Here is a 14,688-nt window from a genome sequence, read left to right on the forward strand (position 1 = left end):
CTCGCGTCCCGGTCGTCTAGCGCTGGCAGGGGTCGTCGATGACGGCGGCCTCGCGGGGGCGCAGCCGCCGCGAGAGGGCGTCCACGGCGATGTTGAGCAGCGCGGTGACCAGCAGCAGGAAGAAGGCGACGTCGAACAGCAGGTATTCGAAGTTGGCGTCGATGTAGTAGCCCAGCGTCGCCACGCCCAGCATGCCGAGGATCGCCGTCTCGCGCAGGATCACCTCGGCGCGGTAGTAGAGCAGCGCCAGCATCCCCGGGTAGACCCGCGGCAGCAGCTCGTAGGCGAAGCGCCCGACGCCGTTGGCGTCCGGCATGCCCGGGGTGATCGCATCGGCGTGGCGCGCCACCAGGAAGGCGATCAGCGCGCCGTTGTGCAGCGACAGCGCCAGCCAGGCGGGCAGCAGCGACGGGCCGAGCAGCAGCAGGAACAGGAAGGCCAGCATCAGCTCGGGGGTCGAGCGCAGGAAGAGCAGCAGTCCCCGCCCGGCCAGCCGGGTCGCCGGGTTGCCGAAGTGGCGGCAGGCGAGCGGCCACAGCACCAGGGCCACCAGCAGCGCCCCGACGCTGCCCAGCAGGCCGAGCAGCAGGGTGTTGCCGATGGCCGGCCCCAGCTCCGGCACCCGCGAAAGCCAGTCGAGCACTCCCGCCCAGTCCCCCGCCAGCAGCGCCGGCGGCCAGATGTCCTGGCTGACGAAGCGCCACAAGAGGCTCCCGCTCACCTCCGGCCAGGGTGCCAGCAGGAAGGCCCCGCCGAACGCCAGCAGCGGCAGCAGCCGGCGGTGTCCCCACCAGGGCAGGCTCGCGATCAGCAGATAGAAGAGCCACAGCAGCGCCCCCGCCTCGTGGTAGCGCCCCTCGCGAAAGGCGGTCTCCAGCTGGAAGCCCAGGGTCGGCAGGCCGACGAAGCCCAGCAGCACGCTGGCCCGCAGGGCGCACTCGAAGCGGTAGCGGGTGTAGGCGGCGAGCCGCGTCCAGGCCAGCGGCAGCTCCGCGTAGACGAAGCGCGACAGGCGCGAGACGCCGGGCGGCAGGGCATCCCGCGGTGCGCCGGGGATCTGCTCGAGGATCTCCGCGAAGACCTTGGCGAAGATGCCGGCATAGGGGATGGCCAGGGCCATCAGCGCGGTGGCGGCGGAGAGGCCGAACACCTGCAGGAAGAGCAGCGCCCAGAAGAGCTCGTGGATCGCCCGCACGAAGGCGCAGCCGGCGCGCACCAGCCGCGAGCGGGCGAACAGCAGCGCCAGGGGAAAGCCCAGCAGCAGCCCGCCGAGCGTCCCCCAGAGGGCCACAGCCACGGTCAGCCCCAGGGCCTCGAGGGGCGACTCCACCGCGCCCCAGGCGGGCCAGGCCAGCCCCCGGGCCATGCGCGCGAGCTCCCCCCAGGGATCCCGGGTCACCACCGCGAGGTCGGCGAAGGGCGTGAGCAGCATCGCCAGGGCCACCAGCGTCAGGGTGTGGCGGGCCAGTCGCAGCCCGGTGCTCTGGCCGGCGAGCCAGCCGGGGCGGGACGCGTCTCGCGTGAGGTCGGGCGGGCTCACGGCCTCGCCCCCGCGTTGCCCTCACCCTGTTGCGTGACACCGCCCGGGGCGGTGCCGGCGTCCGGGTAGAGGGCGTCCAGGTCGGCCAGGCGCAGCGAGTGTGCCGGGGCGTCGATCACCAGCCGGCCGTCGCGCAGCCCCCAGACCCGGTCGAAGTGGGTGAGCGCCAGCTCCCGCTGGTGCAGGGCGATCACCGAGGTGGCGTGGCGGGCGTCGATCAGCTCGAGCAGGCGCAGCGCCTGGTGGGGGTCGACGCTGGCCACCGGCTCGTCGCCGAGGAAGAGGGTGCGCCGCTGGTAGAGCGCCCGGGCGATGGCCACCCGCTGGCGCTGGCCGCCGGAGAGCTGGCCGACCGGTCGGCGCATCAGCCCCGCCAGGCCCAGGGCCTCGCAGAGCTCGGCGACCTGGCGCCAGGGCTCGGCCAGCGGGCGCACCAGGTTCCACAGGTTGGCCAGCGCCGAGTGTTCGGCGAGCCGTCCCATGTAGACGTTGTGGTAGACCGCGAGCCCCGGCACCAGGCCATGCTGCTGGGGGCACCAGGCGGCCGTCTCGCCCAGCCGCTGGCGCAGCGCCTGGAGCAGGGTCGACTTGCCGGCGCCGCTCTGGCCGAGCAGGGCGACCCGCTCGCCGTGGCGAAGGCCCAGGCGCAGGCCCGGCAGCACCACCCGGTCGCCGTGCCCCAGGTCGACGCCCTCCAGGGCGAGCAGCGACGCGTCCATCAGCGCAGCAGGCCGAGCTCTTCGGCGACGTCCTCGATGGGCGCGTAGAGGGCGTTGTCGGCGGGGATGAAGCCCTCCCGCGGGAAGCTCGCCAGGAGCGCCGGGTCGTCCATCTCGAGCAGGGCCGCGCGGACCCGGTCGGTGAAGCCCTCGCCGAAGCGCTCGTCGACGTCGCCGCGCACCGTCCAGTTGTAGTCGGGGTAGGGCGGCGTTTCCCAGATCACCTCGACCTTGTCGGTATCGACCCGGCCGTCGGCGACCGCGGCGTCCCAGACGCTGAAGTTGACCGCGCCCAGCTCCCAGGTGCCGGCTTCCACCAGGGCGATGGTGCGCGAGTGGTCCCCGGAGAAGCCGACCCGGGAGAAGAGCTCGTCGGGCGCGGCGTCGAAGCGCTCGCGCAGGTAGTGCTCGGGCATCAGGCGCCCGGAGGTAGAGGTGCGCGAGCCGAAGGTCAGGCTCTTGCCCTCGATCGCCTCGGGGAGGGTCTCGGCGGGTTCGAGGCCGGTGGAGCGGTGGGCGATGAGGTAGCTCTTGAACTCGGCGTCCTCGCTTCCCTGGGCCAGGGCCTCGGAGCCCGGGACCAGGCGGCGTGCCTGCACCCCGGAGAGGCCGCCGAACCAGGCCAGCTGCACCTGGTCGTTGCGAAAGGCGCTGACCGAGGCGCCGTAGGACTTCACCGGCACGTACTCCACCTCGACGTCCAGGCGCGACTCGAGGTAGTCCGCGACCGCCGAGAAGCGTTCGATCAGCCGCGACTGGTCCTCGTCGGGGATGGCGGTGAAGCGGAAGGTGTCGGCGGCGGCGCCCTGTGCGAACAGGCAGAGGGCGGCGGGTACGGCGAGCCAGCGCATGTCGGTCTCCGGAGTGGTCGATGGCCCGCCATTGTTGTGCCTCCCCGCCGGCCTGGCAAGTCGGGTGGGCCCTCGGCGCCGGGGCGTCAGCCCGGGTCGCGGCCGTCGAGGGGGTAGCGGGTCGGCTTGAGGCTGTCCTTGATCTTCTTCAGGTGCGGCAGGAAGTCCTCGCCGCGGCGCAGCGTCATGCCGGTGGCCAGCACATCGATCAGCGTCAGCTGGATCATCCGCGAGGTCATGGGCATGTAGTAGTCGGTATCCTCGGGGGTCGAGACCTCCAGGGTCTCGGTGCACTCGGCGGCGAGCGGCGAGCCCGGGGCGGTGATGCCGAGCACCACGGCGCCGTTCTCCCGGGCCAGCCGGGCGATGTCGACCAGGTCCCGGGTGCGCCCGGTCCAGGAGAGCATCACCACCACGTCGCCGGTGTGACAGGCGGCGGCGATCATGCGCTGCATCAGCACGTCGATGTAGGCGCTGACCGGGAGGTTGAAGCGGAAGAACTTGTGCTGGGCGTCCTGGGCCACGGCGCCCGAGGCGCCCAGGCCGAAGAAGTGCAGCTGCCTGGCCTGGATCAGGTAGTCGACGACGCGCTCGATGCGCTCCGGGGCGACCTCGCGGCGCGCCAGGTCCAGCGCGGCGATGGTGGCGCCGAAGATCTTGCCGGTGTAGTCCGCCGCGGTGTCGTCCGGTTCCACCGCCTGGCTGACGTAGGGCGTGCCGCCGGCCAGGCTCTGGGCCAGCTTGATCTTGAAGTCGGGATAGCCCTTGGCATCGAAGCTGCGGCAGAAGCGGTTGACCGTGGGCTCGCTGACCGAGGCGAGCTGGGCCAGGGTGGCAATGCTCATGCTGGTCGCCGAGGCCGGATCGTTGAGGATGACGTCAGCCACCTTGCGTTCGGATCGGTTGAGCTCGTCGAGCTGGCGGCGGATGCGGTCGAGCAGATCGTGTCGGACCATGGTCAGTGCAGTCTCCGGCGAGGCGCCCTCGGCGGCGCGGGATGGAACATGGGTGATGTGGTGATTTAACTACATTATGCTGGCTATCCTGAGGGAAGCGCAAAGGAGCGAGCGGTGATATCCTCGCAGTCCTCTGACATTGTAGTAAGCTTACAAGATTCTTTGCGGTGTGCCGCTTGATTGCGCTATTTTTTAGGTAAGTTAACTAGACGGGGCGGACATGACACAACGCAAGCGACCCGGCGAGGCCCGGAGCACTGAAATCGATCTGGCGCTGTTCGGTGCGCTCGGTGACCTGGCCCAGCGCAAGCTCTTTCCGGCGCTCTATCACCTCGATCGCGAGGGGCTGCTCGACGCGGGCACCCGACTGCTGGGACTGGCGCGCCACGACCTCGACCGGGAAGGCTTCCAGAACCGGGTCAAGGCGTCGCTCACGGCTCACGTGAAGGCCGCGGAGCTCGATCGTGAGGTGCTGGCGCGCTTTCTCGCCCGCCTGGATTTCCTGCGGCTCGACTTCCTCGAGCCCGAGGGCTACGGCGCCGTGCGCGAGTGGCGTGAGCCTGGGCGGGATCGCCCGCTGGTCGTCTACCTCTCGGTGGGGGCGAAGATCTACGGCGACATCTGCCGTCACCTCGAGGCCAGCGGCAGCCTGGATGAGCAGAGCCGCGTGGTGGTCGAGAAACCCATCGGGCACGATCTCGACTCCTCCGCCGAGGTCAACGATGCCATCGGCGCGGTCTTCCCCGAGTCCCGGGTCTACCGCATCGATCACTATCTGGGCAAGGAGACGGTGCAGAACCTGATCGCGCTGCGCTTCGCCAACCCGCTGTTCGGCACCCAGTGGAACCAGAATCATGTCTCCCACGTCGAGATCACCGTGGCCGAGAAGGTAGGCATCGAGGGGCGTTGGGGCTACTTCGACGAGGCCGGCCAGCTGCGCGACATGGTGCAGAATCACCTGCTGCAGCTGGTCTGCCTGATCGCCATGGATCCGCCGGCCAACCTGGATGCCGACGCCATCCGCGACGAGAAGGTCAAGGTGTTGAAGGCGCTCAAGCCTTTCACCGACGACATGCTGGGGCGTGACGTGGTGCGCGGCCAGTACATGGCCGGTACCCACGACGGCCAGTCCGTGCCCGGCTACCTCGAGGAGGAGGGGGCCAACACCGACAGCCACACCGAGACCTTCGTGGCCATGAAGACCGGCGTGGCCAACTGGCGCTGGGCGGGGGTGCCCTTCTACCTGCGCACCGGCAAGCGCATGCCGGAGAAGCTCTCCCAGATCATCATCCACTTCCGCCAGCAGCCCCACTACATCTTCGATCCCGACCAGCGCGGGCTCGCCGCCAACAAGCTGGTGATCCGCCTGCAGCCGGAGGAGGGCATCGCCCTGGAGGTGCTGACCAAGGACAGCGGCCTGGACAAGGGCATGCGCCTGCGGCGTGGCCCGCTGCATCTGGACTTCAGCAGCGCCTTTCCCAAGACGCGGATCCCGGATGCCTACGAGCGCCTGCTGCTGGAGGTGATGAAGGGGCAGCAGTATCTGTTCGTGCGTCGTGACGAGGTCGAGCACGCCTGGCAGTGGTGCGACAGCCTGGTCGCCGCCTGGGCCGACCGCGACGAGCCGCCCCGGCGCTATCCGGCCGGTTCCTGGGGGCCGGTGGCCTCGATCGCGATGATCACGCAGGATGGCCGCAGCTGGTATGAGGATTACTGACATGGGCGAGATGACACCTGATCCCCGCGAGGTCCTGGCCCGGCAGCTCGCCGAGGCCGTGGCCGAGGCGCTGCGCGCCGATCTGGCCGAGGCCGAGCTCGCCCTGCTGGTGGTATCCGGCGGCTCGACCCCGGTGCCCTTCTTCGAGGCCCTGGCGAGCATGGCGCTGCCCTGGTCGCGCATCGAGGTGACGCTCGCCGACGAGCGCTGGGTGGAGGCGTCCGCCGACGACAGCAATGCGCGCCTGGTACGCGACCACCTGCTGCAGGGGCCGGCCGCCGAGGCCCGCTTCGTGCCCTTGACCAGTGCCGCGGCGACCCCCGAGGAGGGGGCGGCCGAAGTGGGCGAGCGGATCGCGGCCCTGGCCTGGCCGGCCAGCGCGGTGATCCTGGGCATGGGCGATGATGGCCACACCGCCTCGCTGTTTCCGGACAGCCGCGAACTCGAGCTGGCGCTGTCCACCGCGGCCCCGGTGGTGGCGGTGCGCACCCCGAGCCAGCCCCAGCCGCGCATCACCCTGAGCGCCGACCGCCTGCACCAGGCGCGTCGCCACTTCCTGCACATCGCCGGCGAGGGGAAACGTAGCGTGCTGGCTCACGCCCTGGGGGGCGACGATACCCGCACACTGCCCATCCGCGCTTTTCTTGCCTGTCCGCTGGGCATCTATTGGGCGCCCTGAACCCGAGTCCCCGATCCGACGTTACGGCCCGATTCTTCTGGAGCAAACGACATGACCATCGACAAGCAGCTGCCCTCCACTCGCACCACCGAGCTCGACAGCATCTGCCTCAAGGCCGAGGTGATCCCGGTGCTGGCCATCCAGCGCGTGGAGGATGCCGTGCCGCTGGCCACGGCGCTGGTCGAGGGTGGCATCACCGTCCTCGAGATCACCCTGCGCACCCACTGCGCCCTGGAGGCCATCCGGCGCATCAAGGCGGCACTGCCCCATGTCAGCATCGGCGTCGGGACCGTGCTGACGCCTTCCCAGTATCGCCAGGCCGAGCAGGTGGGCGCCGACTTCGTGGTGACCCCTGGCACCACCGAGGCGCTTTATCGCTACGGCGTGGAGAGTCCGGTGCCGATGCTGCCGGGCATCGCCACCGTCTCCGAGCTGATGATCGGCTGGCAGTTCGGCTATCGCCGCTTCAAGTTCTTCCCCGCCGAGGCGAGCGGCGGGACCAAGGCGCTCAAGGCCTTCGCCGGGCCGATCGCCGAGGCCCGCTTCTGCCCTACCGGTGGTATCAACCCGGACAATGCCGGGGACTACCTGGCGCTGCCCAACGTGATGTGCGTGGGCGGGACCTGGCTGACCCCGAAATCGCTGGTCGAGGCCGGCGACTGGAGCGCCATCCGCCGGCTCGCTCGGGAGGTGGCCGACCGCTTTCATCACTGAGGGCTCGCTGCGCCCTCTCCCTGGCTTTTCTCTCCACCGCCAACCGCCGCCCTGTTGCCCCGGCCTTCTGCCGGGGTTTCTTCTTCTGGTCCCCCGTCCTCCGGTGTCCGTCACCGCCAGTGCCCGCCAGCGACTCGCGTCCCGCTGCGCGGCGGGCGAGCAGGCGGCATGGATCAGGCTTTGCGCCGCTTGTTGCCCCGGCTCGTGGGCGGTGCCGATGGGAGGTCGCGCGTTGGCAGCTGCGCCCGGACCAGTCGGAGCAGCCCCTGTGTGGAGGCGTCGAAGTCCTGGCTGTGGGCGTCCAGGCGCTCGCTGATCTCGCCGGCGATGCGCTTGCCGAGCTGCACGCCCCACTGGTCGAAGGAGTTGATGTTCCAGATCACCCCCTGGACGAACACCTTGTGCTCGTAGAGGGCGATCAGCGCGCCGAGATTCTTCGGCGTCAGCTCGTCGAGCAGCAGGGTGCTGGAGGGACGGTTGCCCGGGCAGCTGTAGGGGTCGAGTTCGCCGCCCTTGGCGCTGCCCTCCATGAAGGCATTGGCCTGGGCCAGCATGTTGGTGAGCAGGGCGAAATGGTGGTCTTCCATGCCGGCCTCGGGCTTGAGCGAGGCGATGAAGTCGATGGGCACGTAGCGGGTGCCCTGGTGGAGCAGCTGGAAGAAGGCATGCTGGCCGTTGGAGCCGGTCTGGCCCCAGACGATCGGCCCGGTCGTGTAGTCCACCGGCCGCCCGAAGATATCCACCGACTTGCCGTTGGACTCCATGTCGAGCTGCTGCAGGAAGGCCGGCAGCTGATGCAGCGCCTGATCGTAGGGCACGATGGCCTGGGTCTCGGCGCCCTGGAAGTTGATGTACCAGATGCCGATCAGTGCCATCAGCACCGGCATGTTGGCGGCCGTGGGGGCGGTCAGGAAGTGCTGGTCCATCGCGTAGGCGCCCTCGAGCATCGCCATGAAGCCCTCGAAGCCGATGGCCAGGGCGATCGGCAGGCCGATCGACGACCACATGGAGTAGCGCCCGCCGACCCAGGCCCAGAACTCGAAGACATTCTCCTCGCGGATGCCGAACTCCATGGCGGCCTTACGGTTGGTGGAGGCGGCGATGAAGTGGGCGCCGACGTCGGCGTCGGGGCCGGCCCGCTCGACGAACCAGCGCCGTGCGGTCTTGGCGTTGAGCAGCGTCTCCTGGGTGGAGAAGGTCTTGGTGGAGACGATGAACAGGGTGGTGGCCGGATCGAGGCGGCTGAGCACCTTCTGGATATGGGCGCCGTCGACGTTGGAGACGAAATGGAAGTTCAGCTCCGGGTGGCGCTGCTTGAGCAGCGCTCGGCAGGCCATGTTGGGCCCCAGGTCAGAACCGCCGATGCCGATATTGACCACGTCGCGGATACGCTCGCCACTGAAACCGGTCCATTCGCCGCTGCGTACCGCCTCGGAGAACTGCCGGATCTGCTCGCGGGTGCGCTGGATCTCCGGCATCACGTCCTGACCGTCGACCATCAGCGGTCCCTCGCCGAGATTGCGCAGGGCGGTATGCAGGACCGGTCGGTCCTCGGTGACGTTGATGATGTCGCCGGAGAACATCTGGGCGCGGCGCTGCACCAGCGCCGAGTGATCGGCGAGTTCGATCAGCTTGTCGAGCACCGCGTCGGAGATCTGGTGCTTGGAGTAATCGAGAAACAGGCCGCCCACGCGCAGGCTCATTTTCTCGAAGCGCTGGGGGTCGGCGGCGAAGTAGTCGCTGATGCGGTCATCGGCGGTCTTCGCCTGCAGGCCCTTGAGGGCCTGCCAGGTGACGCTGCGGGTAAGCTGGAACATCGTGGACCTCGTCGGTGGTAATGGCGGTATGGTCAGCCGGCGGCCCCGACCGCCACCGCCTGGCCGCCGCGCTTGAGCGCCGCGTAGCCCAGGCCGGTGATCAGCGAGCCGATGACGATCGCCGCCAGGTACAGCAGCACCGGGGTGATGGCGTTGGGGATCAGCAGCACGAAGATGCCGCCGTGGGGGGCCATCAGCTTGGCGCCGAACAGCATCGACAGCGCGCCGGTCATCGCACCGCCGACCATGCTGACCGGGATCACCCGCAGCGGGTCCTTGGCGGCGAAGGGAATGGCGCCCTCGCTGATGAAGCAGAAGCCCAGCACGAAGGAGGCCTTGCCGGCCTCGCGCTCCGGCTCCGAGAACTTCGACTTGGCGACGAAGCTCGAGATGCCCATGCCGATCGCCGGCACCATGCCCGCGGCCATGATCGCCGCCATCGGCGCATAGGTCTCGGAGGCCAGCAGCCCGACGCCGAAGGTGTAGGCGGCCTTGTTCACCGGCCCGCCCATGTCGAAGCACATCATGGCGCCCAGGAGCCCGCCGAGCAGCAGGGCGTTGGTGGAGCCCATGTTCTCGAGGAAGTCGGTCAGCCCGGAGAGGATCGCCGCCACCGGCTCGCCGACGATGTAGATCATCGTCAGGCCGGTCACGAGGCTCGCCACCAGCGGGATGATCAGGATCGGCTTGAGCGACTCGACGCTGGCCGGCAGCTTGACGTGGCGGGTCACGGCCTTGGCCACGTAGCCGGCGAGGAAGCCGGCCAGGATGCCGCCGATGAAGCCGGCGCCGATCTCGGAGGCCAGCATGCCGCCGATCATGCCCGGCGCGATACCGGGGCGGTCGGCGATGGAGTAGGCGATGTAGCCGGCCAGCACCGGCACCATCAGCGCGAAGGCCGTGCCGCCGCCGATCTGCATCAGTGCGGCGGGCAGGGTGCCCTCCTCCTGGAAGGCCTCGATGCCGAACACGAACGACAGCGCGATCAGAAGGCCGCCAGCCACCACCATCGGCAGCATGAAGGACACCCCGGTCAGCAGGTGCTTGTAGACGCCCTTCTCCTTGAGGCTCTTCTTGACCTCGCCGCCGCCTGCGGCCCCGGGGGCGTCCTCCACCGCGGCCTCGGCCAGCGCCGCCTCGATGGTCTGGCGGGGCTTCTTCAGGGCGCCGCCGGTGGAGGTGTGATAGACCCGCTTGCCGGCGAAGCGGGTGGGGTCGACCTCGATGTCGCAGGCCAGGATCACCACCTCGGCGTCGCGGATCTCCGCTTCGGTCAGCTGATCCTGGGCGCCCACCGAGCCCTGGGTCTCGACGCGCATGGGATGGCCGAGAGATCTCCCCGCTTCACTGAGGGCTTCTGCCGCCATGAAGGTATGCGCCACCCCGGTGGGGCAGGCGGTGACGGCGACGATCGGCCGGCCACCGGCCGCCTCGGATGGCGCCACGGCGTGAGTCTCGCCGCCGGGCACGAAGGCCTCGGCCTCGCGCCGGGCGCGCTCGAGGAAGCCGCCCGGGTCGGGCAGCGCCTGGTCGATGGGCGCGCGGAACAGCCGCTTGCCCTGGAAGCGCTGCGGGTCCGGCACGTGGTCGGCGGCGACGACGACGAGGTCGGCGGCCTCGATGGCCTCGGCGGAGGCCGGCTGCACCGGCGCGAGCTCGCCGTGCATCTCCACGGTGGTCTGCCAGCCGAGCCGCTCGGCGGCCTGCTCGAGGCGCCGGGCGGCGAGGAAGGTGGTGGCCATGCCGCTGGGGCAGGCGGTGACGAGGATGGCGTTCATGCGAGGGCTCCCCCCGCGTCTTCACCGTCGAGGCGGTGGACGCGCGTCTGTTGTTGGAGTGACGGGAAATCGGCGGCGCGGGCGTCGCCCACGCCGACATGGCGGACCGCTTCGGCGGACAGCGTGGTGGCCAGGCGCAGCGCCTCCTCGGGCGCCTGGCCCTCGAGCACGCCGTGCAGCAGGGCGGCCAGCAGGGTGTCGCCGGCGCCGACCGTGCTGGCCACCGTCATGGATGGCGGCAGCGCCTGCCAGGCGCCGCGGCGGCTGACCCACAGCACGCCCTCGGCGCCGGCGGAGAGCACCGCCTCCGCGATGCCGGCCTCGTGCAGGCGGCGGGCGGCGGCCAGGCGCGCGGCCTCGCCGTCGAGGGGCGTGCCGGCCCAGGCGGCCAGCTCCTGCTCGTTGGGCTTGACCGCGGTGGGGCCGGCGGCGATGGCGGCCTCGAGGGCGGGGCCGCTGGTGTCCACCCACACCGGCAGGTCGGCGCCGCGCAGTCGCGCGATCAGCTCGGCCAGCGCCTCGGGCGTGACGCCGGGCGGCAGGCTGCCGGCGATCACCACCGCCTCGGGGCGGCGGGCATCATCGGCGGCCAGCGCGGCGAGCCCGTCGAGCAGCGCCTGCCAGGCGGCATCGTCGATGGTCGGGCCCGGGCCGTTGATGTCGGTGACCCGGCCGTCGGCCTCGGCGAGCTTGGCGTTGATGCGGGTCTCGCCGGGCACGCGCAGGAAGGCGTCCTCGAGCCCCAGCGCCTCGAAGGCGCGCAGGAAGGGGCCGTCGTTGTCGGCGCCTAAAAAGCCCGAGACGCAGACATCGTGGCCGAGGGCGGCCAGCACCCGGGCCACGTTGACGCCCTTGCCGGCGGCCTCCAGGTGAGTGGCTCGTGTGCGGTTGACCTCGCCGAGCGCCAGGCGCTCGAGCGACACCGAGAGATCCAGGGCGGGGTTCAGGGTCAGCGTCAGCAGGCGAGCCATCAGCGAGCCTCCAGGGCGTCGCGGACCGCCTCGCCGGTGGCCTGAGCCAGCGCCAGCGCGGCCTGGGCTCGGGCTTCCTCGAGGTCGAACTCGCGCAGCCGTGCCTTGACCAGCGGCACCTGGCGGGCGCTGACCGAGAGCTCGTCGACGCCGAGGCCGACCAGCACCGGCACCGCGGTGGCGTCACTGGCCAGCTCGCCGCACACCCCGACCCACTTGCCCTGGGCGTGGGCCGCGGCCACGGTCATCTCGATCAGCTTGAGCACCGCCGGGTGCAGGCCGTCGGCCTGGGCGGAGAGCTCGGGGTGATCGCGGTCGATGGCCAGGGTGTACTGCGTCAGGTCGTTGGTGCCCACCGAGAAGAAGTCCACCTCGGCGGCCAGGGTCGGTGCCAGCAGGGCGCTGGAAGGCACCTCGATCATCACCCCGAGCTGGACGTCGTCGCTGCGCTGGGTGGTCGACAGCTCGTCGAGCAGCCGGTCGAGGATGGCGCGGGCGGCGCGGAACTCGGCCACGTCCTTGACCATCGGCAGCATGATGCGCAGCGGGCGGCCGACGGCGGCCATCAGCAGCGCCTTGAGCTGGGTCTCGAGCACCTCGGGCCGGGTCAGTGCCAGGCGGATGCCGCGCAGGCCCAGGAAGGGATTGGTTTCCTGGGGCAGCGGCCAGTAGGGCAGCGGCTTGTCGCCGCCCACGTCCAGGGTGCGGACCACCAGCGGGCGGCCGTCCAGCGCGTCCAGGGCCTCGCGGTACTCGCCGATCTGGGTCTCCAGGTCGGGCAGCTCGGCGTGGGCCATGAACAGGAACTCGGTGCGCAGCAGGCCGACGCCCTCGGCGCCACGCTCTACGGCGTCGGCGGTGTGGGCGGTGTTGCCGAGGTTCGAGGCCACCTCGACGCGATGGCCGTCGCGGGTACGCGCCTCCGCGAAGCGCGCCTCCCAGGCCTCGGCCTCGCGGCGGCGGCGTTCGACGAGGCGCTGCTCGGCGGCCTGGCGGCGCTCGGCGCCGGGATTCGGGGTCACCCGGCCGCGCTCGCCGTCGAGGATCAGCTCGGTGCCGCTCGCAAGCGTCAGGATGCGCTCGCCGGCGCCGACCACGGCGGGGATGCCCAGCGCCCGGGCCAGGATGGCACTGTGGGCGGTGGCACCGCCGCGGGCGGTCAGCAGGCCGCGCACGCGGCTGGTGTCCAGGCGCGCCACGTCGGAGGGGCCGATGTCATCGGTGACCAGGATGTAGGGGTGATCCGGCGGCGTGGGCAGCTCGACCCGACACAGGATACCCAGCACGCGGCGGCCCACGTCGCGCAGGTCGGCGGCGCGCTCGGCGAGCAGCCGGTCGGCGAGGCGCTCCTGGGCCTGGGCGGCGGTGTCGATCGCCTCCCACCAGGCGGCCTCGGCGGAGGCGCCCTCGTCGATGCCTTCGCGGGCGGCCTGGTGAAGCTCGGGGTCGCCGAGCATCTCCTCGTGCATCGACAGGATCTGCGAGACCTCGCCGCCGCGGGCGTGATGGATCAGCGCCTCGAGCTGCTCGCCGCCCTCGCGGATGGCCTCGTCGAGGCGGCGACGCTCGGCGGCCGGGTCGGCGGCGCGGGCCGGGTAGTCGAAGCTCGGCGTGGTGAGCACGAAGATCGGGGCGATGGCCAGGCCCGGCGAGGCGGCCACCGCGGGGTGGGGGACGTCGTCGGCCAGCGGCTCCAGGGCCGGGGCGTGCTCCGGTGCCCTCGCCAGGGGTTCGCGGTAGGCGTCGAAGGGCTCGACGTGCTCGCCGAGGCCGTCTTCCACGGCCTGGCAGACCGCCTCCAGGGCGGCCTCGGCGCCGTCGCCCTCGGCGGTGAAGATCAACTGCTGGCCGCGGCGGGCGCCGAGGTTGATGATCTTGGTCAGGCTGGCGGCCGAGACCGCATCGATGCCGCCCTCGGCCAGGCGCACGCGGACCGCGGTGCCCTGGGCGCGGGCCACCTGGACCAGCTGCTTGGCCGGGCGGGCGTGCAGGCCGTGGGCGTTGAGCACCGTGGCCAGGCGCTGGCTGGCGGCGGCGGACTCGCCGGCCAGCCGTGCCAGCAGGGCGTCGGCGTCGAGGCGTTGCAGGGTGTCGGGGGCGTCGCTCTCGAGCAGCGCCAGGATGCGCTCGAGCAGGCCGCGATGGGCCTGGCCCTGGGCGGCCAGGCAGAACACGCCCTGCACCGGCGCGCCGTCGGCCTGCAGCGGCTCGGCCGGGGTTGCCAGGGCCAGCGCCGGCACGCCGACGCCGCGGTCGCTGACCACCAGCCACAGACCGCGGCCCAGGGCGCGCGGGGCGGCCTCGGCGATGGCGGCGACGAAGGCGGCATCGACGCACTGGGCCTGGCGCAGCCGAGCGGCGCCGGCCAGCGCCAGCTCGCGGTGGTCGCGGGCGGGGAAACCCAGGCACAGGGTGTCGGCGTCCAGCCTGGCCTCGACCACCGCCTTCGACAGCAGTTCGGCGATCTCGTCCGCCTGCTCGGCGCCGGCCAGGCGCTCGGCGATGCCCGCCTGGTCCAGCACGTGGGTCAGCTGGCGCAGGATGTCGAGGTGCTCGTCGCTCTGGGCGGCGATGGTCACCAGCACGTGGACCCGCTGGCCGTCGTGCCAGTCGACGCCCTCAGGAAACTGCAGCACCCGTACCCCGGTGGCGCGCACGTGCTGGCGGCTCTCCGGCGTGCCGTGGGGAATGGCGATGGCGTTGCCGAGGAAGGTCGAGGACTGGGCCTCCCGGGCGTGCAGGCCGTCGCGGTATTCCGGGGCGACCAGGCCGGCGGCGTGCAGCGATTCGGCGGCCTGGTCCAGCGCGGCGCGCCAGTGGTCGGCCTGGCAGCCGAGCAGGACGTCATCCTGGCGTAGGGTCAACATCGAGGTCTCCGGTTCGTCGGGGGCGACGCTGGGCCAGTCCGTGGTACCCGGGGCGTTGCGGTGACTTGTAGGGGTTAGG

General features: G+C 71.2%; 11 protein-coding genes. 3 read left to right on the top strand and 8 right to left on the bottom strand.

The window, feature by feature from the left end:
* Positions 1–16: 16 nt before the first annotated feature.
* From C9F13_RS08215 to C9F13_RS08230, 4 genes are all read right to left on the bottom strand, one after another.
* Positions 17–1,540 (bottom strand): PhnE/PtxC family ABC transporter permease, encoded by a 1,524-nt coding sequence (locus C9F13_RS08215; RefSeq protein ID WP_108445747.1) that lies wholly within the window; start codon positions 1,538–1,540, stop codon positions 17–19.
* Positions 1,537–2,259: an ATP-binding cassette domain-containing protein gene (locus tag C9F13_RS08220; RefSeq protein ID WP_108445748.1), complete on the bottom strand. Its 723-nt coding sequence runs from the start codon at positions 2,257–2,259 to the stop codon at positions 1,537–1,539. Before C9F13_RS08220 ends, C9F13_RS08215 begins: the two co-directional genes overlap by 4 nt.
* Positions 2,259–3,110 carry a putative selenate ABC transporter substrate-binding protein gene (locus C9F13_RS08225; protein WP_108445749.1) on the bottom strand — a complete coding sequence of 284 codons (852 nt, stop codon included), beginning with the start codon at positions 3,108–3,110 and terminating at the stop codon, positions 2,259–2,261. The genes C9F13_RS08220 and C9F13_RS08225 overlap by 1 nt, the downstream gene beginning before the upstream one ends.
* A gap of 86 nt (positions 3,111–3,196) precedes the next feature.
* Positions 3,197–4,066 carry a MurR/RpiR family transcriptional regulator gene (locus C9F13_RS08230; RefSeq protein ID WP_108445750.1) on the bottom strand — a complete coding sequence of 290 codons (870 nt, stop codon included), beginning with the start codon at positions 4,064–4,066 and terminating at the stop codon, positions 3,197–3,199.
* Positions 4,067–4,286: 220 nt separating this feature from the next.
* Here C9F13_RS08230 and zwf point away from each other — a divergent pair, with 220 nt between their 5' ends.
* The 3 genes from zwf to C9F13_RS08245 are packed head-to-tail and all read left to right on the top strand — an operon-like array spanning position 4,287 to position 7,176.
* Positions 4,287–5,783 carry a glucose-6-phosphate dehydrogenase gene (zwf, locus tag C9F13_RS08235; RefSeq protein WP_108445751.1) on the top strand — a complete coding sequence of 499 codons (1,497 nt, stop codon included), beginning with the start codon at positions 4,287–4,289 and terminating at the stop codon, positions 5,781–5,783.
* 1 nt (position 5,784) lies between these two features.
* The gene (gene pgl / locus C9F13_RS08240; RefSeq protein WP_425432872.1) at positions 5,785–6,462 is read left to right on the top strand and encodes a 6-phosphogluconolactonase; all 678 of its coding nucleotides are present in this window, start codon (positions 5,785–5,787) and stop codon (positions 6,460–6,462) included.
* Between the two features lie 51 nt (positions 6,463–6,513).
* Positions 6,514–7,176, top strand: coding sequence for a bifunctional 4-hydroxy-2-oxoglutarate aldolase/2-dehydro-3-deoxy-phosphogluconate aldolase (locus C9F13_RS08245; protein ID WP_108445752.1), 663 nt, complete (start codon positions 6,514–6,516; stop codon positions 7,174–7,176).
* A gap of 173 nt (positions 7,177–7,349) precedes the next feature.
* On the opposite strand, the gene pgi is transcribed toward C9F13_RS08245, so the two are convergent.
* The 4 genes from pgi to ptsP are packed head-to-tail and all read right to left on the bottom strand — an operon-like array spanning position 7,350 to position 14,609.
* Positions 7,350–8,993, bottom strand: a complete 1,644-nt coding sequence (gene pgi, locus C9F13_RS08250; RefSeq protein ID WP_108445753.1) for a glucose-6-phosphate isomerase — start codon at positions 8,991–8,993, stop codon at positions 7,350–7,352.
* A gap of 32 nt (positions 8,994–9,025) precedes the next feature.
* Positions 9,026–10,771: a PTS fructose-like transporter subunit IIB gene (locus C9F13_RS08255; RefSeq protein ID WP_108445754.1), complete on the bottom strand. Its 1,746-nt coding sequence runs from the start codon at positions 10,769–10,771 to the stop codon at positions 9,026–9,028.
* On the bottom strand, positions 10,768–11,742 hold the full coding sequence (gene pfkB / locus C9F13_RS08260) for a 1-phosphofructokinase (RefSeq protein WP_108445755.1): 975 nt from the start codon (positions 11,740–11,742) through the stop codon (positions 10,768–10,770). The genes C9F13_RS08255 and pfkB overlap by 4 nt, the downstream gene beginning before the upstream one ends.
* Positions 11,742–14,609 carry a phosphoenolpyruvate--protein phosphotransferase gene (gene ptsP / locus C9F13_RS08265; protein ID WP_108445756.1) on the bottom strand — a complete coding sequence of 956 codons (2,868 nt, stop codon included), beginning with the start codon at positions 14,607–14,609 and terminating at the stop codon, positions 11,742–11,744. The genes pfkB and ptsP overlap by 1 nt, the downstream gene beginning before the upstream one ends.
* Positions 14,610–14,688 lie beyond the last annotated feature (79 nt).

The sequence above is a fragment of the Halomonas denitrificans genome (assembly GCF_003056305.1).
GTDB classification, from domain to species: Bacteria; Pseudomonadota; Gammaproteobacteria; order Pseudomonadales; family Halomonadaceae; genus Halomonas; species Halomonas denitrificans.